The organism is Streptomyces shenzhenensis (assembly GCF_003688995.1).
Taxonomy (GTDB): Bacteria; Actinomycetota; Actinomycetes; order Streptomycetales; family Streptomycetaceae; genus Streptomyces; species Streptomyces shenzhenensis_A.
The window spans coordinates 51,901-72,583 of the sequence record NZ_PENI01000044.1 but is presented as its reverse complement, the minus strand read 5'-3'; the positions used below and the strand labels follow the sequence as shown (position 1 = coordinate 72,583).

Below are 20,683 nucleotides of genomic sequence, written 5' to 3'. Positions count from 1 at the left end.
TGCCGGAGACGAAGACGATGTTCTCCCGGGCCAGGCCGAGTTCGGGCATGAAGCCCTGCACGGCCGCCAGGATCGCGTAGTCGCCGCAGCCCGGGCACCAGCGCACCTCCTGGTCCGACTTGAAGTCCTTCATCGTCTGCCGGGCCCCGGCCTTCGGCACGAGCGAGAGCGCCTCGATCGTGCCCGTGCCGCTCGTGGACGTCTCAGGCATCGATGGCCTCCTTCAGCGCCGCGGCGAGCTGCTCCGCCTTGAACGGCATTCCGCTGACCTGGTTGTAGGAGCGGGCGTCGACCAGATACTTCGCCCGGATCAGCAGGGCGAGCTGACCCAGGTTCATCTCCGGGACCACCACCTTCTCGTAACGTCCCAGCACCTCCCCGAGATTCCCCGGGAACGGGTTCAGATGGCGCAGATGTGCCTGTGCCACCGGCACCCCCTGGACCCGCAGCCGACGCACCGCCGCCGTGATGGGCCCGAAGGTGGAACCCCAGCCCAGCACCAGCAGGCTCGCCCCGTCGGGATCGTCGACCTCGATGTCGGGCACCTCGATGCCGTCGATCTTCGCCTGGCGGGTGCGGACCATGAAGTCGTGGTTGGCCGGGTCGTAGGAGATGTTCCCCGTCCCGTCCTGCTTCTCGATGCCGCCGATGCGGTGCTCAAGACCCGGCGTGCCCGGGACGGCCCACGGGCGGGCCAGGGTCTGCGGGTCGCGCTTGTAGGGCCAGAACACCTCGGTGCCGTCGTCGAGCGTGTGGTTGGGGCCCTGCGCGAACCGCACGCGCAGATCCGGCAGCTCCTCCAGCGCGGGGATCCGCCACGGCTCGGAGCCGTTGGCCAGATAGCCGTCGGACAGCAGCAGCACCGGCGTGCGGTACGTCAGCGCGATCCGGGCCGCCTCCAGGGCCGCGTCGAAGCAGTCGCCCGGCGTGCGCGGCGCGACGATCGGCACCGGGGCCTCGCCGTTGCGGCCGAACATCGCCTGCAACAGGTCGGCCTGCTCGGTCTTGGTCGGCAGACCGGTCGACGGCCCGCCGCGCTGGATGTCGATCACCAGCAGCGGCAGCTCCAGCGAGACGGCCAGCCCGATGGTCTCCGACTTCAGGGCCACACCGGGGCCGCTCGTCGTCGTCACCGCCAGGGAGCCGCCGAAGGCCGCCCCGAGCGCGGCACCGATGCCGGCGATCTCGTCCTCGGCCTGGAAGGTCCGCACGCCGAAGTTCTTGTGCTTGGACAGCTCGTGCAGGATGTCCGAGGCCGGGGTGATCGGGTACGAGCCGAGGAACAGCGGCAGGTCCGCCTGGCGGGAGGCGCTGACCAGGCCGTAGGCCAGGGCCAGATTCCCGGAGATGTTGCGGTAGGTGCCCACCGGGAAGGCCTTCGTGGCCGGGGCGACCTCGTAGGAGACGGCGAAGTCCTCCGTGGTCTCGCCGAAGTTCCAGCCCGCGCGGAACGCCGTCAGGTTCGCCTCGGCGATCTCCGGCTTCTTCGCGAACTTGCTCCGCAGGAACCTCTCCGTGCCCTCGGTCGGCCGGTGGTACATCCACGACAGCAGGCCCAGCGCGAACATGTTCTTGCTGCGCTCGGCCTCCTTGCGGGTGAGGTCGAAGTCCTTGAGCGCCTCCACCGTCAGCGTGGTCAGCGGCACCGGGTGCAGCCCGTAGCCGGCCAGCGAGCCGTCCTCCAGCGGGCTGGTGGCGTAGCCGACCTTCTGCATCGCCCGTTTGGTGAACTCGTCCGTGTTGACGATGATCTCCGCGCCGCGCGGAAGGTCACCGATGTTCGCCTTCAGCGCCGCCGGGTTCATCGCCACGAGCACGTTCGGCGCGTCGCCGGGCGTGAGGATGTCGTGGTCGGCGAAGTGGAGCTGGAACGACGAGACACCCGGCAGGGTGCCGGCGGGGGCCCGGATCTCCGCCGGGAAGTTCGGCAGCGTCGACAGGTCGTTGCCGAACGACGCCGTCTCCGATGTGAACCGGTCCCCCGTGAGCTGCATGCCATCACCCGAATCGCCCGCGAACCGGATGACCACCCGATCGAGACGCCGGACGTCCTTCGTACCGTCCGGTCTGCGCTGCTCTCCTACGACAGTTCCGTCGGCCTGCTCCGCTGGGCTGCTGACCTGGCTGGTCACTGAACTGGACCTCCTCCGAGGCTGCTGTCCGGGCATGGTCGTCCCACGGACCTTCCCAGGATCAACCCTACGTCGCTTAGGGTCGCCTTCCCGGGGCCATTCGCATGACGGATGGCCTTGCGATCCGGCCCGTCGCCCTGACGTGTCACGATGTCTCGCCCCCCAGGCTCTGTCGAAGACGCTGCCCGCTCGTTCCCCGGTTCTCACTTCCCGTTCTCGCCCACGGCCATCCCGCATTCCGGGAGCCACGGCATCCCGGGAGGCACGACCGGCCGGCCCGCCGCCGGCACCCGGTCAGGCCTCACGAGGTGTCAGGCCCGCCCGGGTTCAGCCACGGGCCCTCACGAGTTCAGATAGGTGAGAACGGCCAGAACGCGCCGATGGTCCCCCTCGCTCTGCGACAGGCCCAGCTTCAGGAAGATGTTGCTGACGTGCTTCTCCACCGCTCCGTCGCTGACCACCAGCTGCTTGGCGATCGCGGAGTTCGTCCGCCCCTCGGCCATCAGCCCCAGGACCTCACGCTCCCGCGGTGTGAGCCCCGCGAGCACGTCCTGCTTGCGGCTGCGGCCGAGCAGCTGCGCGACGACCTCCGGGTCCAGGGCCGTACCGCCCCGCGCCACCCGCACCACCGCGTCCACGAACTCCCGCACCTCGGCGACGCGGTCCTTGAGCAGATATCCGACGCCACGGCTGGAACCGGCCAGCAGCTCGGTGGCGTACCGCTCCTCCACGTACTGCGACAGCACCAGCACCCCGAGGTCCGGGTGCGCCTTGCGTAGCTGTACCGCGGCCCGCACCCCCTCGTCCGTGTGCGTCGGCGGCATCCGTACGTCCGCGACCACCACGTCCGGCAGCGCGCCCTGCGCGTTCAGGTCCGCGATGGTCTTGATCAGCGCCTCGGCGTCCCCGACGCCGGCCACCACCTCGTGCCCGCGGTCGGTCAGCAACCGGGTCAGGCCCTCTCTGAGCAGCACCGAATCCTCGGCGATGACCACCCGCACCCTGTCCTCCATGATCTTTTGGCCCCCCAAGCCCGAACCTCCGACGGTGCCCGTCCGTACGGAGGTCCAGCATTCCAGCAATCCCGCCGCATGGCGCCCGGGCCACTGGAACAGGGGACCGCGGCAGGCCGGATCCGGTTGCCTGCCGGTGCTCCGCGGGGCCCGCGAGGGGTCTTCCGCCCGGCCTGCGGAGCGGCTGCACCCGGGCGGCGGTCGGCCGCGCGCGCCGCGACGGACCGTTCGCACCGCGTCCGGCCCGCGGGCTTGTCATGGAGAGAGCATCTGGGGGCCGACCGGTCCGCATGGGACGGGGCGGCCGAGATCCGCGGGGCCCGGGACGCTGGGGGTCAGTCCCGCCAGGGGAGTTCCGCCGTCACGCGGGTCGGGCCGCCCGGCGGGGAGTCCACCACCAGGATCCCGTCCACCGCGTCCAGCCGCTCCGTCAGCCCGGCCAGACCCGAGCCCCCGGACACATCGGCCCCGCCCACCCCGTCGTCCGTCACCTGCAGCATCAGCCGGTCCGCGGACCGCCAGACGTCGACGGACGCGGTCCGTGCGCCGCTGTGCTTGCTGATGTTCTGCAGCAGCTCCGAGACCGTGAAGTAGGCGATCCCCTCGATCGCCGGCGCGGGACGCCGCGGCAGGTCCACCTCGACCTGCACCGGCACGGTGCAGCGGGAGGCGACCGCGGAGAGGGCGGCGTCCAGGCCGCGGTCGGTCAGCACGGCGGGATGGATACCGCGGGCCAGGTCGCGCAGCTCCTGGAGCGCCGTCTTCACCTCACCGTGCGCCTCCTCCACCATCCGCGCCGCCGACCGCGGGTCCTCGGTCAGCTTCTCCTTCGCCAGTCCCAGGTCCATGGCCAGCGCCACCAGCCGGGCCTGCGCCCCGTCGTGCAGGTCCCGCTCGATCCGCCGCAGATCCGCCGCCGCCGTGTCGACCACCACACCCCGGTCCGACTCCAGCTCCACCACCCGCGCCGACAGCCGCGACGGCCCGAGCAGCCCGTGCACCAGCAGCCGGTCCACCATCGTCAGCGCCCGCACGATCCACGGCGTGGCCAGCGTGAACAGCAGCCCGATCAGCGCCGTGACGGTGATCTCGAAGGGGTTGTCGAGATAGACCCGGTGGTGGTCGTCGCCGTACAGCTGGATGCCGCCCTGGCCCGCGTACACCGGGAACACCCAGAACCACAGCGGATACGTCACCAGCGACCAGCCGACCGCCCAGCAGGTCACCGCGACCACGAAGGAGAACACCGCCCACGGGAAGTGCAGCAGCGTGTACAGCAGATGCCGCCACGACGTGCCGCTCTTCAGGACCGCGCCCGTCCAGGCCATGGCGCCCGGCTTGCGCATCCGCAACGGCTCCGGCTCGGCCACCTCCAGACCGAGCAGCCCCCGCGCCCGCATCCGCTCCAGCGCGCCCAGCCCGCGGCACCCCGCCAGCGCCGCCGCCAGGACCGGAATCCCGAGGAACGTCACCAGCAGCCCCGCCCCGAGCGACACCATCGTCACCGCGTACGAGAACATCAGGATGCCGATCGGCAGGCTCAGCAGCACATAGCCGAACTCGCGCCAGCTGCGCGCCTCGAACGGCGCGCGCAGCGCGGCCGGCAGCCGGTGCCGGCGCGCACCGTCGTACTCGTACCGGTGCCCGTACCCCTGTCCGTACTCCGTGGCCATCGGCGTCGTCCCGTTCTTCTCGTCAGCGGCCCTCTTGCCGTACCCCCACCCTGCCGCGCCGCAGGTCCACGGACCATGGAGGCCGTCGGCCTCTTGGACGGGGGGTTTTCCCCACCCCGGGGCAGGGGATCTCCGGCCAGGGGCAGGAGGTCTGGAACCAGGAGCCCTCGGGTCAGGAGGTCTCCGTCCGGTCCCGCCAGGGCAGCTCGGCGGTGACCGTCGTCGGCCCGCCGGCCGGGGAGTCGACCACGAACAGCCCGTCGACCGCGCCGAGCCGCTCCGAAAGCCCGCGCATCCCGCTCCCGGCGTCCAGCCGCGCCCCGCCCCGGCCGTCGTCCCGCACCTGGATGAGCAGCCGGTCCGCGGACCGCCAGACGTCGACGGACGCGGTCCGTGCGCCGCTGTGCTTGCTGATGTTCTGCAGCAGCTCCGAGACCGTGAAGTAGGCGATCCCCTCGATCGCCGCGGCCGGTCTCGACTCCAGGTCGGCCGTCACCTTCACCGGCACGGTGCAGCGGGAGGCCACCGAGGACAGCGCGGCGTCCAGGCCACGGTCGGTCAGGACCGCGGGATGGATGCCCCGGGCCAGATCGCGCAGCTCCTGGAGGGCGAGCTTCACCTCGCCGTGCGCCTCCTCGACCATCGCCGCCGCCGAGTCGGGGTCCTCCAGGAGCTTCTCCTTCGCCAGGCCGAGCCCCATCGCCAGATTGACCAGCCGGGCCTGCGCCCCGTCGTGCAGATCCCGCTCGATCCGCCGCAGGTCCGCCGCCGCGGTGTCCACCACGATCCCGCGGTCGGACTCCAGCTCGGCGATACGGCGCTCCAGCTCGTCGGAGGGCGACAGCAGACCGCGCACCATCACCCGGTCCACGTTCGACAGGCCCCGCGCGATGAACGGCAGCACAGGCCACAGCACGAACAGCGAGGTGAACGTGATGACGAAGGTGCAGATCCCCCAGGGCAGCCGGATGAAGTCGTACAGCAGGGTCCGCCAGCCCACCGGGTCCCTCAACGCCAGCCACATCCGCTGCAGCAGCCCGCCGCCCCTGCCGAGCGGCAGCGGGCTCGGCTCGTCCACCCGCACCCCGAGCAGCGCCCGGGCCCGCCCCCGCTCCAGCCTTCCCAGCACCCGCGCGCCGAGCAGCGTGGCGGCGAGCAGCGGGAAGCCGATCACGGTGACGGTCAGCGTGCCACTGGTGACCAGTGCCGCGGTCGCGTAGGTGAAGCCGAGCAGCGACACCGGCAGGTTCGCCAGGAGATGCGCGATCTCCTTCCAGGTGTGCGTGTCGAAGGCGAAGCGGGCCGGCGGCAGACGGTCGTCACCGTCGGCCGGGGCCGCCTCGGCGGAAGGGATGCGAGCGGTCATACGGGTCAGCGTGCCGTGCGCCGCGCTCCCGCGCCATGAGGTCCGCCGCCACGGGACCCGGGGGAAAACCCCACCTTCCCGTCCCGGCCGCGGACCAGGGCCGGACGGAGTCTGTGACGGGCTGCTTACCGGCCCTTTATCAGGGCCTAGACTCCCGTGCGTACAGAGCGTCGAATCGTGCAGAGCGTCGAATCGTGTGGCGACACGGGATTCACCAAGGCACTCGATTCACCAAGGCACTCAGGTCACCGGGTCAGGGAGCGAGGGACGGACGTTGCGGGAGACGTTGGGGGACTCGACCGCCGTCGTCGCGGCGGACTACTTCCAGTCCTATTCGGTCGTGGGACTGCTCGCGCTGGTGGGCGTGCTCTTCGTCGGGGTCGCCTTCGGCGCCGGCCGGCTGCTGCGCCCTGTCGTCCCCACACCGGAGAAACTGCTCACGTACGAGTGCGGCGTCGACCCCGTCGGCGAGGGCTGGGCCCACACCCAGGTCCGCTACTACGTGTACGCCTTCCTCTACGTGATCTTCGCCGTCGACTCGATCTTCCTGTTCCCCTGGGCGACCGTCTTCGCCGACCACGGCTACGGCGGGACCACGCTCGTCGAGATGTTCATCTTCCTCGGCTTCCTCGCCGTGGGCCTGCTCTACGCATACAAGAAGGGCGTCCTGGCATGGACGTGACCCCCACCACCCCCGAGCCCGTGCTGCTGCCCGAGCCGAAGCGGCTCGGCGCGCTCGCCCGCCTGGCCCCCGAACCGATGAAGATCGTCCTGAACTGGGGCCGCCGCTACTCGCTCTGGGTCTTCAACTTCGGCCTCGCCTGCTGCGCGATCGAGTTCATCGCCGCGTCGATGGCCCGCCACGACTTCATCCGCCTCGGCGTCATCCCCTTCGCGCCCGGCCCCCGCCAGGCCGACCTGATGGTGGTGTCGGGCACGGTGACGGACAAGATGGCCCCGGCCGTGAAGCGCCTGTACGAGCAGATGCCCGAGCCGAAGTACGTCATCTCCTTCGGCGCCTGCTCCAACTGCGGCGGCCCCTACTGGGACTCCTACTCCGTCACCAAGGGCGTCGACCAGATCATCCCGGTGGACGTCTACGTACCCGGCTGCCCGCCCCGCCCCGAGGCGCTGCTCCAGGGGATCCTCAAGCTCCAGGAGAAGATCGCCCGGGAGTCGCTGGGGGAGCGGTACGCGGCCGGGCGGCCGTCCACCGCCGCGCTCCGGAGCGGCCTGGTCCACCCGCCGGCCGTGGAGCCGGTCCGCTCGTCGGCCGCGGAGCCGGCGCGACCGCCCGCCGGGGAGGGGGGCTCGCGATGACCACCGTCGGCTGGCTCCCCGCCCCCGCGGAGGAACTCTTCGGCCCCGAGGCCACGGCCGAGGAGTCCTACGAGGTCCTCACCGTCGACGTGCCGCCGCAGTCCTGGATCCCCGCGCTCGAGACCGCGCGTACGACCCTGACCTGCACCTACTTCGACTGGCTGAGCGCGGTCGACGAACCGGGCACGGGCTTTCGGGTGTCCGCGCACGTCGTCGCCCTCGCCCCGGTGCGGCGCCTGCTGCTGCGCACGACCGTCCCCCACGAGGCGCCGGCGCTGGCCTCCGCCGTCGGTGTCTACGCCGGCGCCGCCTGGCACGAGCGCGAGACGCACGAAATGTTCGGCGTCCGCTTCGAAGGCCACCCCGCCCTGGACCACCTCCTGCTCCCGGAGACCTTCGAGGGCCATCCGCTCCGCAAGGACTTCGTCCTGGCGGCCCGCGTCGCCAAGGCCTGGCCCGGCGCGAAGGAACCGGGCGAGTCCGACCACGGCGGCCCCAAGCGGCGCCAGATGCTTCCCCCGGGCGTCCCCGACCCCAACGAATGGGGTCCACTGAAGGGCCAACTCCCCCCGGCCCCGACCCGCCCGGTCCGCCGCACCCGCACCACGGCGGAGCCCGCCGCCGCACCGACCGAGCCCACCGCCCGGCCACCCCGCCGGGCCCGTACGGCGGCGGAGGGTTCCGCCAGCCAGACGGCGGGCGCGGCGGCGGCCGAGGGAGCGTCCTCGGAGGCGCCCTCGGAGGCGTCCGCGCCTCGTGGGGCGGGCGGTGCCTCGGAAGCCGGGGCTGGCCGGCGAGCCGAGCGCTCCCTCCCGGCCACCCCCCGCCGGTCGCGCAGCGCGGGCGAGGGCTCCGCTTCCCAGCGGGCCGAGGGCGCTGAAGGGGCGGGGCAGGCGTCGGCGACGTCGGGGGCTGCCGAGTCGACCGGTTCCGCGGCAGCGGCGAAGCAGGCGGCGCCCGCGGGTCCGCGCCGGTCGCGCAACGCGTCGGAGGGGTCCGCCTCGCAACGCGCTGCCGCGCAGGCCGAGGCGACACAGGAACCCACGGCACCCGACACGGCCGCCCCGCCGTCCCCCCGGCCCACGGCGCCCCGCAGCTCGGACGCGCCCTGGCACCACGCCCGCCCCGCCTTTGACGAACCGGAACGACAGCGGCCCCCGCAGGCGGAGCCCACCGCCCCCGAACCCGTGGAGGCGAGCCCCGGGGCCGAGACGCGTCCGGCGCCGGAGTCCGGCCGGGCGGCCGACGCGCCGTCGGACACCAACACCGACGGCGACGACGGCAGGCCCACGGTCGACAACCCGACGGCCGAGGAAGCAGAGCCCGGAGAGCCCCGGCCCGAGAACCCGGCGTCCGAGCAGCCGGCGTCCAAGGAGCGGGTGTCCGAGGAGTCCGGTTCCGAGGAGCCGGTGTCCGAGAAGTCCCGTTCCGAGGCGCCCCGTTCCGAGGCAACGGCCTCCGAGGAGTCCGGGTCCGCGAAGCCGGGGCACGAGAAGCCGGCTCCTGGTGAACCGGCCCCCTCGGACGAGCCGCCCACGGCCGGTCGCACCGCCGCCGCCCCAGCCCCTGGCGCGCCCACTCCCGACCCCGCTCCCGACAGCGCTCAGGACAACGCGCCCGACACTCCCCTAGGAGGCCCGCAGTGAACGGCGTGCTGGACGTCGCCCTGCGACTCCTCGTCGTGTTCGTCGTCTTCCTCACCTTCCCCCTGATCGTCGGTCAGACCGAGCACAAGGTGATGGCGCACATGCAGGGCCGCCTCGGCCCGATGTACGCCGGCGGCTTCCACGGCTGGGCCCAACTCATCGCGGACGGCGTCAAGTTCGCGCAGAAGGAGGACGTCGTCCCGAACGGCGCCGACCGCCGCATCTTCCAGCTCGCCCCGGCCGTCGCCCTCCTCCCGTATCTGCTCGTACTGCTCGCCATCCCGATCGGCCCCGGCGAGGGCGCGGTCGGCCAGGTCCTCGACGCGGGCGTCTTCTTCGTCCTCGCGGTGATGGCCGTCGGCGTCCTCGGCTCGCTCATGGCGGGCTGGGCCAGCGCCAACAAGTTCTCCCTCCTCGGCGGCCTGCGCACCGCCGCCCAACTCCTCGCCTACGAACTCCCGATGCTGCTCGCCGCCGCCTCCGTGGCGATGGCGGCCGGCACGGTCTCCCTCCCCGGCATCCTCGACGCCTTCGAGTGGTGGTGGCTGCCCTGGCAGATCGTCGGCGCGATCGTCTTCTTCGTCGCCGGCCTCGCCGAACTGCAGCGCCCGCCCTTCGACATGCCGGTCGCCGACTCGGAGATCATCTTCGGCGCGTACACCGAGTACACCGGCCTGCGCTTCGCCCTGTTCCTGCTCGCCGAGTACGCCGGAATCATCGTCCTGTGCGGCCTGACCACCGTCCTCTTCCTGGGCGGCTGGCACGGCCCGTGGGGTGCCGACGGCCTCGGCTGGGTCTGGACCCTGCTGAAGACGGCGATCCTCGCCTTCGTGGTCATCTGGCTCCGCGTCACCTACCCGCGGCTGCGCGAGGACCAGCTCCAGAAGTTCTCCTGGACCCTCCTCGTCCCCCTTTCCCTCGCCCAGATCGCCCTCACCGGCATCGTCAAGGTGGTGATCCAGTAGCCATGGCCCCCATCCCTGGCAGCGGCCTCGCCAAGGGCCTGGCCGTCACCCTCCGCACGATGACGAAGAAGACCGTCACCGCGCAGTACCCCGACGTCCAGCCCGACCTCCCGCCGCGCACCCGCGGCGTCATCGGCCTGTTCGAGGAGAACTGCACGGTCTGCATGCTGTGCGCCCGCGAGTGCCCCGACTGGTGCATCTACATCGACTCCCACAAGGAGACGATCCCCGCCGCCGCCCCCGGCGGACGCGACCGCAGCCGCAACGTCCTCGACCGCTTCGCCATCGACTTCTCCCTCTGCATGTACTGCGGTATCTGCATCGAGGTCTGTCCCTTCGACGCGCTGTTCTGGTCCCCGGAGTTCGAGTACGCCGAGACCGACATCCGCGAACTCACCCACGAACGCGACAAGCTCCGCGAGTGGATGTGGACCGTCCCGGCCCCGCCCGCCCTCGACGCCGGCGCGGAGGAGCCCAAGGAGATCGCCGCCGCCCGCAAGACCGCCGAGAAGCTGGCCGCCGCCCAGGCCGAGCCCCAGGGGGGAGACACGTGAGCCTTGCCGCCCCGACCCACGGCTTCCTGTCCCCGACCGGCGTCGAGATCGCCTTCCTCCTCGTCGGCCTGGTCACCTTCGGCGCCGCGCTCGTCAGCGTCACCACCCGGCAACTGGTGCACGCCGCCCTGTGGCTCGTGGTCACCCTCGGCGGCCTCGCCGTCGAGTACCTCCTGCTCACCGCCGAGTTCATCGCCTGGGTGCAGGTCCTCATCTATGTCGGTTCCGTCGTCGTCCTCCTGCTGTTCGGTCTGATGCTCACCAAGGCCCCCATCGGCCGCTCCCCGGACGCGGACTCCGGCAACCGCTGGGCCGCCCTCACCGTGGCCGTCGCCGCCGCGGCCGCCCTGGTCTGGGTGGTCGTCGACGCGTTCCGCGCCACCTGGATCGACCTGGACGGTGCCGCCGCCGGATCGACGAAGGTCACCGGCGAAAGCCTCTTCCAGCACTGGGTCCTCCCCTTCGAGGCCCTGTCCGTCCTCCTCCTCGCCGCCCTGGTCGGCGCGATCGTCCTGTCCCGCAAGGCGAAGGCGGACGCGGCCGGCCCGGAGGTCCCCGGCGCCCGCGACGGCCAGGCCGCCGCCGAGCGAGCGGAAGGAGCCCGCTGATGCACCTCGTCTATCCCGTCGTGCTCTCCGCCCTCCTGTTCTGCACCGGCCTGTACGGCGTTCTCGCCCGCCGCAACGCGATCCTCGTCCTGATGTCGGTCGAGCTGATGCTCAACGCCGTCAACCTCAACCTGGTCGCCTTCGACGTCTGGCTCAGCAAGGCCGCCGCGGAGACCCTGCACTCCGGCCAGGCCCTGACCCTGTTCACCATCGCCATCGCCGCCGCCGAGATCGGCATCGGCCTGGCGATCGTCCTCGCCGTCCACCGCAACCGCGGCACCTCCGACATCGACCGGCTCCGCGACACCGCCGAGGGCCCCGAGAGCGACGGCCCCGACAGCGGCGCCCCCGCCGCGGAGAAGGCTGAGGCCACCACGTGACCACGACCACCCTCGCCGTTCTCGTCCCCCTCCTGCCGTTCCTGGGTGCCGCGGCCGGGCTGCTGCTCGGCCGCACGGCTCCGGGCTTCGTCCGCCCGCTCGCCGTCCTGCCGACCCTCGCCGCCCTGCTGCTGGCCGTACTGGTCGCCGTGCGCCAGGGCGGCGGCGACGCGATCGACTCCGCCACCGAGCTGACGCCCACCGGCTCGGTCCCGATCGAACTCGCCCTGCACATCGACGGCTTCGCCGCTCTCGTCGCCCTCCTGGTCGGGGCCGTAGCCACCTGCGTGCAGATCTACTCGACCGGCTATCTGCGCGACGACCCGCGCTACCCCTCCTACGCCGCTCTCGTCTCTCTCTTCACCTCCGCGATGTTCCTGGTCGTCTACTCCGGCGACCTGATCGTGCTGCTGGTCGGCTGGGAAGTCATGGGCATCTGCTCCTACTTCCTGGTCGGCCACTACTGGGAGACCCCGGAGGCCCGCGCCGCCTCTCTCAAGGCCTTCCTCGTCACCAAGCTCGGCGATGTGCCCTTCCTGATCGGCCTGTTCGCCCTCGCCACCGACGCCGGGTCCTTCCGCATCACCCGCGTCCTCGGCACCGTCGCGAGCGGCGGACTCGACCATCCGACGCTGATCGCCCTGCTGCTTCTCGCGGGCGTGGCGGGCAAGTCGGCGCAGTTCCCGCTGCACACCTGGCTCCCCGACGCGATGGCGGGCCCCACGCCCGTCTCCGCGCTGATCCACGCCGCGACGATGGTCGCCGCCGGTGTCTACTTCGTCGCCCGTCTCCTCCCCGTCTTCCAGGCCTCCACGGCCGCGATGGTCGTCCTCGCCTTCATGGCCGCCGTCACCATGGCCGGCTCGGCGCTCGCCGCGCTCGCCCAGGACGACATCAAACGTGTCCTCGCCTACTCCACGATCGGCCAGCTCGGCTACATGACCGGCGCGTTGGCGGTCGGCGACCGCGGTGCCGCCGTCTTCCACCTCCTGTCCCACGGCGCCTTCAAGGCGCTGCTGTTCCTCGCCGCCGGCGTGATCATCCACGCCGCCGGCACCAACTCGCTGGCCGCCATGTCCCGCATGAGCCGGCTGCGTGACCGCGTCCCCGACGCGTACTGGACGATGACCGTGGCGCTCCTCGCGCTCGCCGCGATCCCGCCGTTCAGCGGCTTCTTCTCCAAGGAGTCCGTCCTCGGCGCGGCCGAGCACGTCGCCACCGGCCACACCGAGCACGCCCCCGGCGGCGCGGGCTGGATCGTCCTCCTCGCCGGCCTGTTGACCGCCCTCCTCACCGCCGCGTACGCGACCCGCCTGTGGCTGCTCGCCTTCCGCGGCCGGGGAACCGAGGCCCCGGACCACGGCCGGCAGCCGCTCACCATGACCGTCGTGCTGTGGGTGCTCGCCGTGCCCTCGCTGGCCTTCGGCGGCCTCGCCTTCCGACTGCTGCCCGACTGGTTCGACGGCGGCAGCCTGGCCCCGACCCTCACCACCTCGGTGCTCGGCACAGGGCTCGCCCTGGTCGGCGGACTGGTCACCTACGGTGCCTGGCAGCGCACCACCGCACTGGCAGCCCGCACCCCGATGGGAGCGGTCGCCGCCCACCCCGAGGCCGACGCCGGACTGGTCGAGGCGGAGGCCATCGCCAGCCACCGGCCCGCCTACGGCGACGTGGCCTACGCCCCCGACCCGGCCGACCCCGGACGGCTGCTGCTCGGCCCGCTCCACCGGCCCGCCGCCAGCGGCTTCCACCTGGACGCCGTGTACGCGGCACTGTTCGTCCGCCCGGTCCAGGCGGGAGCGAGTCTCGTCCGGTTCCTCGACCGCGAGGTCGTCGACACCTACGTACGCGGCGCGGCGGCGCTGCCCCGCCTGCTCGGGGCCGCCGTACGGCGCGCCCAGACCGGCAACGTACAGACCTATGTGAGCGCGCTGCTCGCCGGCACCGTCGTCCTGGCGGTCGCCGTCCTCCTCGTCGCCACGGGAGCGTGAGCAGGCGTGATCGATATCAATGCGTCCGTGATGCAGGTCCTTCTGGCATTCGTCGTCGTCGGCCCGCTCCTCGGCGCCGTCGCCGCTCTGCTGCCCGCCCCGCCCGGGCTGAAGGGGAAGTCGCCCGAGCAGGCCGTGCTGCGCCACGGCGTGACCGTGACCGGCGCGATCCTCGCCGCCACGATCGTCCTCGCGCTCGGCTTCGACCACGACCATCCGTCGAAGATGCAGGCCACGACCGACATCAGCTGGATCCCCGCACTCGACGTGCGGATCCACCTCGGCATCGACGGCATCTCCCTCCCCCTTCTGGTCCTGACCGCGCTGCTGACCTTCCTCTGCGCGCTCTACTCCTACTTCAAGATGCCTGCGGGCCCGTCCCCGAAGGCCTTCGTCGCCCTGCTGCTCCTGCTGGAGTCCGGCACTCTCGCCACCTTCGCCGTCCTCGACCTGCTGCTGTTCTTCCTCGCCTTCGAGATGGTGCTCATCCCGATGTACTTCCTCATCGCCCGCTGGGGCGGCGAGGGGCGGACCCAGGCCGCCTGGAAGTTCATCCTGTTCACCCTGCTCGGGTCCGTCGTCATGCTGCTCGGCCTGCTCCTGATCGGAATCAAGGCGGGCACATTCGACATGATGGCACTCGCCACTGACAACGGCCGGTCGCTGACCACATCCGTGCAGGTCATCGCCGTTTTGGCGGTCGGACTCGGACTCGCGGTCAAGACGCCGATGTGGCCCCTGCACAGCTGGCTGCCGGACGCCCACACCGCCGCTCCGACCGTCGGCTCGGTCCTGCTGGCCGGCGTACTGCTGAAGATGGGTACGTACGGGTTCGTCCGGATTCTGCTGCCGATCGCGCCCGACGGCTTCCGCACCTTCGCGCCCTACCTCGCCGCCTTCGCCGTCGTCGGGATCATCTACGGATCCCTGGCCTGCCTGGCCCTCGCCCGACAGGGCGCGAAGGGCGACCTCAAGCGGCTCATCGCCTACTCCTCCGTCGGCCACATGGGCTTCGTCCTGCTCGGCATCGCCACGATGACCCCGACCGGCGTCAACGGCGCGCTGTTCGCCAACATCGCCCACGGCCTCATCACCGGCCTGCTCTTCTTCCTGGTCGGCGCGCTCAAGGACCGCACGGGCACCACCGACCTCGACTCCCTTTCCCTCCTGTCGCCCGGCCACCGCCCCTCGACGAGCGGTTCCGCCGCGCCGAATCAGCTCCAGACCGGGGCGGCGCTCTACGGCAAGGCGCCGCGCCTCGGCGGCCTGCTGGCCTTCGCCGCGGTCGCCTCCCTCGGCCTGCCCGGACTGGCCGGGTTCTGGGGCGAGATGCTGGCCCTGTTCGGCGCGTTCCGGCCCGCCGCCGGCCTCAGCCGCCCCGCGTTCCTGACGTTCATGGCGATCGCCGCGTTCGGCACGCTGCTGACGGCCGCGTACCTGCTCATCGTGGTCCGCCGCGTCTGCATGGGCCCCGTACCGCAACAGGCCCCGAAGCTCGCCGACGTCCACACGTACGAGTTCGCGGCCTGGACGCCGCTCGTCGCCCTCACCGTCGTGGCCGGGCTGTGGCCGAGGGCCCTCCTCGGCCTGACCGACCCGGCCGTGCAGCAGCTCCTCGCAGGAGGCACCCGATGAGCCACCCGGCCCAGCCCCTGGCCGAGTCGCTGGTCCAGTCCGTCGACTGGCTCGCGATCGCCCCGCCCACCGCCGCGGCGGTCGTCGGGCTCGGCGTCCTCGTCGCCGACCTGTTCGTGCCCGACGCGAAGAAGGCCGTACTCGGCTGGTGCGCCGTGGCCGGACTCGCCGTCTCGGCCCTCCTGCTGCTGCCGCTCCTGGACGGCGACCGCAGCACCTTCTGCCAGACCGGCGACCCGCGCCTGTGCAGCTACACGGCCGACCGGTTCACCCTCGTCATCCAGTTCCTCGTCCTCGGCGGTGCCCTGCTGGCCGCCCTGCTGTCGGTCACCGCCCTCAAGGACGGACGCCGGAGACTCCCCGAAGGGGAGTTCTGGTTCCTGCTGCTCTCCTCCGCCGCGGGCGCCGCCCTGTTGCCCGCCTCCCGCGACCTCGCCACCCTCGTCGTGGCCCTGGAGGTCGCCTCCCTGCCCGCCTTCGCCCTCGTCGGCATCCGGCACGGTGACCGCAGGTCCTCGGAAGCCGCCCTGAAGTTCTTCCTGTCCTCGGTCACCGCCACCGCGGTCAGCCTGCTGGGCATCAGCTTCGTGTACGCCTCCACGGGCACCCTCTACCTCACCCAGATCGCCGACCGCATCCAGCACGTCGACGGACAGCTCCACACGCTCGCCCAGACCGGCGTCGTCCTCACACTGGTCGGCTTCGCCTTCAAGACCGCCGCCGTGCCCTTCCATTTCTGGGTGCCCGACACCTACGTGGGAGCACCCCTGCCCGTCGCCGCCTACCTGTCGGTCGTCGGCAAGGCCGTCGGCTTCACCGGCCTGATCCTCGTCACCGTCGTCGCCTTCCCCTCGTACTCCGACGCCTGGGGCCCCGCGCTCGCCGCGCTGGCCGCCCTCACCATGACCGTCGGCAATGTCGGTGCCCTGCGCCAGCAGGCCACGCGCGCGTACAGCGCGGTACGGCTGCTCGCCTGGTCCTCCGTCGGCCAGGCCGGCTACCTCCTGGTCCCGATCGCCGCCGCCGGTTACTCCGCGGACGCCCGGAAATCGATCGGCTCCACGGTCGCCTACGCCCTCATGTACGCCGCCGTGAACCTCGGCGCCTTCGCCGTCGCCGCCCTGGTGGGCCGTACGAGGGCGCTCAACCGCGTCAGCGACTACCGGGGCCTGTACGCCTCGAACCCCGTGACCGCCCTGCTCCTGGCCTTCTTCCTGCTGTGCCTCGCCGGGCTGCCGCCGGGCGTCATCGGCCTCTTCGCGAAGGTCACCGTCTTCTCGGCCGCCGTCGACGCGGGCCTCGGCTGGCTGGCCGTCGTCATGGCCGTCAACGTGGTCATCGCGCTCTTCTACTACCTCCAGTGGACGGCGCTGCTGTTCCGTGCCCCCGAGGGAGAGCCCGCGCGGCACCGCGTCCCCGCCCCTCTCACGGCCGCCATCGCCCTCACCGGAACCCTCGGCATCGCCCTCTCCGGGGCGCCCCAACTGGTACTCCGCTTCGCCGGCACCGGCCTGTTCTGAACAGACCCGGCACCGGCCTGTTCTGAACGGCCCGCACGCGCGCGTGAACCACCCGCGCCACGCGCGCGTGCCCGCCGAAACGGGCATCGTCACCCGGACGGCCGACGCGCGCCGCCGCCCCCACTAGGGAACTCGCTGCCCTCGCCTGGCGTTGACCACTACGGGAGGGTCCACTGGACGTGACACCACGGCACCAGGGGCTTCGGAGATCAGCAAGCACACCAGCAAGCAAAGGGTTCCCCTGCTGCACCATTTGGAGGGCGTACCGTGCACCGCCGGCACAACGGGCTCAGGACCGCAGTACTCCTCGGGGGACTGTCCGCCCTCATCATCGTCATCGGCAGCTTCTTCGGCCGCACGGGCCTGATCGTGGCGGTGCTGATCGCCCTCGGCACGAACGCGTACGCGTACTGGAACAGCGACAAGCTGGCGCTACGCGCGATGCGTGCCCGCCCGGTGAGCGAGTTCGAAGCCCCGGCCCTCTACCGCATGGTCCGTGACCTGTCCACGCAGGCCCGCCAGCCCATGCCCCGCCTGTACATCTCGCCCACGGAGGCGCCGAACGCGTTCGCAACGGGCCGCAATCCGCGCAATGCCGCCGTGTGCTGCACCGAGGGCATCCTGCGCATCCTGGACGAGCGCGAGCTGCGCGGCGTCATCGGCCACGAACTCAGCCACGTCTACAACCGGGACATCCTCATCTCGTCGGTCGCCGGCGCCCTCGCCTCGGTGATCATGTTCCTGGTCAACTTCGCCTGGCTGATCCCGATCGGCCGCTCCGACGACGACGAGGGCCCCGGCCTGCTCGGCATGCTGTTGATCATGATCCTGGGCCCGCTCGCCGCCAGCCTCATCCAGCTGGCCATCAGCAGATCCAGGGAGTACGAGGCGGACGCCTCCGGAGCCCAGCTCACCGGCGACCCGCTCGCCCTCGCCAGCGCCCTGCGCAAGCTCGACGCCGGCACCAAGCAACTGCCCCTGCCCCCGGAGCCCAGGATCGAGACCGCGAGCCACATGATGATCGCGAACCCGTTCCGCCCGGGCCAGGGACTGTCCAGGATGTTCTCGACCCACCCGCCCATGGCCGACCGGATCGCCCGGCTGGAGAAGATGGCGGGCCGCAACCAGTGAAGACCGTCCTGAACATCAGGTGACCCGTCCCGAGCAGCGTTTCCCCGCCGTGCTCGTCCCCGTCAGGCACTCAAGGGGCCACATCCCGCCGGATTCCACGGCGTCTCCCGCCCCTACCGCCTGAGAGGGAACTGAGAGATTGCTGTGCCAGGCTGGCGCGCCCCACCACGCTGAGGAGCGCCTCGATGAGTCTGGTCAACGGTCTGCCCGCCCATGTCCTGCTGGTTCACATAGTCGTCGTGCTGGTACCTCTCACTGCACTGGCCCTGGTGGTGGCAGCGCTGTGGCCGCGCGCCGCTCGGCGGCTGGGCCCGCTGCTGCCGCTTCTGGCCCTGGTCGCCCTGGTCAGCGTGCCGCTCACCACACAGGCCGGCGAGTGGCTGGAACGGCATGTGACCGACGACGCCCTGGTTCGGCGGCACGCCGAGCTGGGTGACGGGCTGCTGCCCTGGGCCCTGGGTCTGTTCGTGCTGGCCGCGGTCGTGTGGTGGGCGGCAAGGAGCGCTCCGGCGGAACCCGGGCGTGACGGCGGGACGCGCTGGTCGGCCCTGCCCGTCCGGATCGTCGTGGGGGTCCTTTCGCTGGCCGTTGCGGTGGGCGCGGTCGTGGACGTCTACCGGATCGGCGACTCCGGGGCGAAGGCCGCCTGGCACGACGCTGTCTCGAAGACGACGACGCCTGCGGGGCTCCGCTGACAGGGGCGGCTTCGGGGCACGCAGGGGCGCGCACTCGAGCAGGGGTGTCTCGTCCGGACCGGGCCGTACCCGACGGGTCGTCACCACTACGGCTCCGAAGCCGTGATCGCAGCGACCACGCCGGGATCGTTTCGGTCGCTGTCTCCCTTGCCGGCGGTGAGCCGGCGCAGAGGGGTCAGCGTCCGCCGAAGGCCTCATCGGTCGGGACGACCTCGTGGCCCAGGGGCGTGAGGGAGAGCGGAATCAGCTTGAGGTTCGCCCAGCCGAAGGGAATTCCGATGATCGACAGGAAGAGCGGGATGCTCGTGATCAGGTGACCGAGGGCGAGCCACCAGCCCGCGAAGACGATCCAGATCACGTTGCCGATGCACGAGGGGGCCCCGGCGTTCTGCTTCGGCACCGTGGTGCGGCCGAAGGGCCAGAGCACGAAGCCGGCGATCCGGAGCGAGGCGATGCCGAAGGGGATGGTCACGATGAGGACGAAGCAGATCAGCGCGGCCACGGCGTAGGCGATCGCCATCCAGATCCCGCAGAGGATCAACCACAGGACGTTGAGGACGAGGTTGATCGGTTTCATGATCGCTGCCCCTTCAGGAGTGACACTCGAATGCGGTCTCACCAGCTAGTATCCGGCGCTCAAGTATGAAGTCGTAACCGCAGTGGCCTGGTGGGAGAGTTGTGAGCGTCGGGGAGCGATCCCGTTCGGCATCGCCCACTTCGGGCAGAACCCGGTGTCCCTGCTGTCGCCGGGCCGCGAGATCGTCCCCGGGCACCGGCCGATCGTGGCGCGCCGACCGCTGAGGGGAGCATGGTCAGGGGAGGGAAACCGCAGGTGGGGGCATCGAGGTACGCCGTCATGGTGTACGACGACGAGAGGGAAACGCAGGAGACCGTGGCCCTGTGCGCGGACGCGGAAGATCTCTGCGCGGATGAACCGGAGCTGGACCGCGGCACCTTCCAACTCCTCGGCTGCGCACCCGAAGGCGGCTTCGCGGCCACCCTCGCCGACGCACGGGCGACCGGCTCGGCACCGCTCGGACCGCTCGTCCTGGAAGTCCTCGACCGGCGGGGCGACGGGTTCGGCTGGTGCTGTCTGTACGACGTCCGCGTCCTCGACGACCGCCCCTGCGCGCGCGACCTGTCGCTGCGCGACGTCACCATCGAGGCGTCCGTGGACGAGGAGGACCGGATCGTCCCCCACCCCCGACCGCTGTCCGCCGGTTACCGGCTGCTGGGCCAGGACCGGCTGCACGATGCGCGCGAGGAGCCGCTCGGGACCTGCAAGGACGTGATCACCCCGTTCGACGGATCGGCCGAGCCCCGCGAGAGCCCGCCCGTGCGGCTGCTCGGCTGCTCCGCGACCGGCACCCTGCGCGCGGCGATCGAGGCCGGCAAGGAGGATCTCGGGCCGGCCGAGCTGGTACGTCTGGACGGATCCGGCCGCCCGATCCAGGTCGCCGCGGACGGCGACCTGGTCGCCTGGGCCCCGGCAGCCCGCGGCCACGGCCTGGTCGACCTCGTGCTGGCACCGCGGTCCCGGCGACCGCCCACCGTCGCTCCCCAGGTCTGGCGGTTGTGGGAGGACGGACGGCCGTCCGAGCCCAACGCATGGGCGGCGTGCGGTGCGGACGGCCGCGCCTACTGGCTGACCACCGCCCTCCACCAGCACGGTCGCGGACCCGACAGGCCGCCGGGCACGGCCTGCCACCTCGACGGCCGCTTCGTCACCGACGCCCCCGGCTTCTTCTGCGCGCTCGGCGAAGCCGTGAACGGCCCCGGCGGCTACTTCGGCTGGGGCCTGGATGCCACCGCCGACGCCCTGTGCGGCGGCTTCGGTGCGGCCTGGCCGTTCACCCTCGTCTGGCACGGCTCCGACATCGCCCGCACCTGCCTGGGGCCGACTCCGCTCCTGCGGGGCCCGGAGACTTTCGAGGGCCTCGTGCGGTTCCTCACCGGGAAAGGCATCGAGGTCCGGCTGGACTGACCGTCCGTCACCCACCGCCGCCGACCACGGTTTTCCACAGGTACGAGGTTGTCCACAGGCCCGCACGATT

The 20,683-nt window shown here is 71.7% G+C and carries 18 protein-coding genes and 1 pseudogene; 13 read left to right on the top strand and 6 right to left on the bottom strand.

The annotated features are described in order from the left end of the window. From CTZ28_RS41315 to CTZ28_RS41295, 5 genes and pseudogenes are all read right to left on the bottom strand, one after another. A pseudogene (locus CTZ28_RS41315) lies at positions 1-211 on the bottom strand (2-oxoacid:ferredoxin oxidoreductase subunit beta); the annotation flags it as partial. After that, the gene (locus tag CTZ28_RS41310; RefSeq protein ID WP_121894902.1) at positions 204-2,132 is read right to left on the bottom strand and encodes a 2-oxoacid:acceptor oxidoreductase subunit alpha; all 1,929 of its coding nucleotides are present in this window, start codon (positions 2,130-2,132) and stop codon (positions 204-206) included. The pseudogene CTZ28_RS41315 and the gene CTZ28_RS41310, both read right to left, overlap by 8 nt. Positions 2,133-2,473: 341 nt before the next feature. Further along, positions 2,474-3,145 carry a response regulator transcription factor gene (locus CTZ28_RS41305; RefSeq protein ID WP_121894901.1) on the bottom strand — a complete coding sequence of 224 codons (672 nt, stop codon included), beginning with the start codon at positions 3,143-3,145 and terminating at the stop codon, positions 2,474-2,476. Between the two features lie 335 nt (positions 3,146-3,480). Next, positions 3,481-4,818: a sensor histidine kinase gene (locus CTZ28_RS41300; protein ID WP_121894900.1), complete on the bottom strand. Its 1,338-nt coding sequence runs from the start codon at positions 4,816-4,818 to the stop codon at positions 3,481-3,483. 172 nt (positions 4,819-4,990) lie between these two features. Then, a complete protein-coding gene (locus CTZ28_RS41295) occupies positions 4,991-6,184 on the bottom strand; it encodes a sensor histidine kinase (RefSeq protein ID WP_121894899.1) in 1,194 nt (397 codons plus the stop codon). A gap of 274 nt (positions 6,185-6,458) precedes the next feature. On the opposite strand from CTZ28_RS41295, the gene CTZ28_RS41290 reads away from it, so the two are divergent. From CTZ28_RS41290 to CTZ28_RS41235, 12 genes are all read left to right on the top strand, one after another. Continuing rightward, complete coding sequence (locus CTZ28_RS41290) at positions 6,459-6,866, top strand: NADH-quinone oxidoreductase subunit A (protein WP_121894898.1); 408 nt, start codon at positions 6,459-6,461, stop codon at positions 6,864-6,866. After that, on the top strand, positions 6,857-7,504 hold the full coding sequence (locus CTZ28_RS41285; RefSeq protein ID WP_121894897.1) for an NADH-quinone oxidoreductase subunit B: 648 nt from the start codon (positions 6,857-6,859) through the stop codon (positions 7,502-7,504). The genes CTZ28_RS41290 and CTZ28_RS41285 overlap by 10 nt, the downstream gene beginning before the upstream one ends. Beyond that, on the top strand, positions 7,501-9,150 hold the full coding sequence (locus tag CTZ28_RS41280) for an NADH-quinone oxidoreductase subunit C (RefSeq protein ID WP_121894896.1): 1,650 nt from the start codon (positions 7,501-7,503) through the stop codon (positions 9,148-9,150). The genes CTZ28_RS41285 and CTZ28_RS41280 overlap by 4 nt, the downstream gene beginning before the upstream one ends. Beyond that, complete coding sequence (locus tag CTZ28_RS41275) at positions 9,147-10,115, top strand: complex I subunit 1/NuoH family protein (protein ID WP_121894895.1); 969 nt, start codon at positions 9,147-9,149, stop codon at positions 10,113-10,115. The genes CTZ28_RS41280 and CTZ28_RS41275 overlap by 4 nt, the downstream gene beginning before the upstream one ends. Positions 10,116-10,117: 2 nt before the next feature. Then, positions 10,118-10,669, top strand: a complete 552-nt coding sequence (locus CTZ28_RS41270) for a NuoI/complex I 23 kDa subunit family protein (protein ID WP_121894894.1) — start codon at positions 10,118-10,120, stop codon at positions 10,667-10,669. Beyond that, positions 10,666-11,277, top strand: a complete 612-nt coding sequence (locus tag CTZ28_RS41265; RefSeq protein ID WP_121894893.1) for an NADH-quinone oxidoreductase subunit J family protein — start codon at positions 10,666-10,668, stop codon at positions 11,275-11,277. Before CTZ28_RS41270 ends, CTZ28_RS41265 begins: the two co-directional genes overlap by 4 nt. Further along, a complete protein-coding gene (nuoK, locus tag CTZ28_RS41260) occupies positions 11,277-11,657 on the top strand; it encodes an NADH-quinone oxidoreductase subunit NuoK (RefSeq protein WP_121894892.1) in 381 nt (126 codons plus the stop codon). Before CTZ28_RS41265 ends, nuoK begins: the two co-directional genes overlap by 1 nt. Beyond that, a complete protein-coding gene (locus tag CTZ28_RS41255; protein ID WP_121894891.1) occupies positions 11,654-13,648 on the top strand; it encodes an NADH-quinone oxidoreductase subunit 5 family protein in 1,995 nt (664 codons plus the stop codon). Before nuoK ends, CTZ28_RS41255 begins: the two co-directional genes overlap by 4 nt. A gap of 6 nt (positions 13,649-13,654) precedes the next feature. Beyond that, positions 13,655-15,283: an NADH-quinone oxidoreductase subunit M gene (locus CTZ28_RS41250; protein ID WP_121894890.1), complete on the top strand. Its 1,629-nt coding sequence runs from the start codon at positions 13,655-13,657 to the stop codon at positions 15,281-15,283. Continuing rightward, on the top strand, positions 15,280-16,803 hold the full coding sequence (locus CTZ28_RS41245) for an NADH-quinone oxidoreductase subunit N (protein WP_121894889.1): 1,524 nt from the start codon (positions 15,280-15,282) through the stop codon (positions 16,801-16,803). Before CTZ28_RS41250 ends, CTZ28_RS41245 begins: the two co-directional genes overlap by 4 nt. 267 nt (positions 16,804-17,070) lie before the next feature. After that, the gene (gene htpX, locus CTZ28_RS41240) at positions 17,071-17,934 is read left to right on the top strand and encodes a zinc metalloprotease HtpX (RefSeq protein WP_121894888.1); all 864 of its coding nucleotides are present in this window, start codon (positions 17,071-17,073) and stop codon (positions 17,932-17,934) included. 185 nt (positions 17,935-18,119) lie between these two features. Beyond that, entirely contained in the window at positions 18,120-18,629 is a 510-nt protein-coding gene (locus CTZ28_RS41235) for a DUF2231 domain-containing protein (protein WP_121894887.1), read from the top strand. A 175-nt stretch (positions 18,630-18,804) separates the two neighbouring features. Here the strand turns inward: CTZ28_RS41235 and CTZ28_RS41230 are convergent, their stop codons facing one another. After that, positions 18,805-19,206, bottom strand: coding sequence for a YccF domain-containing protein (locus CTZ28_RS41230; RefSeq protein WP_121894886.1), 402 nt, complete (start codon positions 19,204-19,206; stop codon positions 18,805-18,807). A gap of 255 nt (positions 19,207-19,461) precedes the next feature. Here CTZ28_RS41230 and CTZ28_RS41225 point away from each other — a divergent pair, with 255 nt between their 5' ends. Further along, a complete protein-coding gene (locus CTZ28_RS41225; RefSeq protein ID WP_121894885.1) occupies positions 19,462-20,613 on the top strand; it encodes a barstar family protein in 1,152 nt (383 codons plus the stop codon). The last annotated feature ends 70 nt before the right edge of the window (positions 20,614-20,683 follow it).

What these genes read in the sequence shown, in the direction of transcription:
- CTZ28_RS41305 (WP_121894901.1), bottom strand. Translation starts at nt 3,145, where the DNA reads ATGGAGGACAGGGTGCGGGTGGTCATCGCCGAGGATTCGGTGCTGCTC.
- CTZ28_RS41300 (WP_121894900.1), bottom strand. Translation starts at nt 4,818, where the DNA reads ATGGCCACGGAGTACGGACAGGGGTACGGGCACCGGTACGAGTACGAC.
- CTZ28_RS41295 (WP_121894899.1), bottom strand. Translation starts at nt 6,184, where the DNA reads ATGACCGCTCGCATCCCTTCCGCCGAGGCGGCCCCGGCCGACGGTGAC.
- CTZ28_RS41285 (WP_121894897.1), top strand. Translation starts at nt 6,857, where the DNA reads ATGGACGTGACCCCCACCACCCCCGAGCCCGTGCTGCTGCCCGAGCCG.
- CTZ28_RS41280 (WP_121894896.1), top strand. Translation starts at nt 7,501, where the DNA reads ATGACCACCGTCGGCTGGCTCCCCGCCCCCGCGGAGGAACTCTTCGGC.
- CTZ28_RS41270 (WP_121894894.1), top strand. Translation starts at nt 10,118, where the DNA reads ATGGCCCCCATCCCTGGCAGCGGCCTCGCCAAGGGCCTGGCCGTCACC.
- nuoK (WP_121894892.1), top strand. Translation starts at nt 11,277, where the DNA reads ATGCACCTCGTCTATCCCGTCGTGCTCTCCGCCCTCCTGTTCTGCACC.
- CTZ28_RS41245 (WP_121894889.1), top strand. Translation starts at nt 15,280, where the DNA reads ATGAGCCACCCGGCCCAGCCCCTGGCCGAGTCGCTGGTCCAGTCCGTC.
- CTZ28_RS41235 (WP_121894887.1), top strand. Translation starts at nt 18,120, where the DNA reads ATGAGTCTGGTCAACGGTCTGCCCGCCCATGTCCTGCTGGTTCACATA.
- CTZ28_RS41230 (WP_121894886.1), bottom strand. Translation starts at nt 19,206, where the DNA reads ATGAAACCGATCAACCTCGTCCTCAACGTCCTGTGGTTGATCCTCTGC.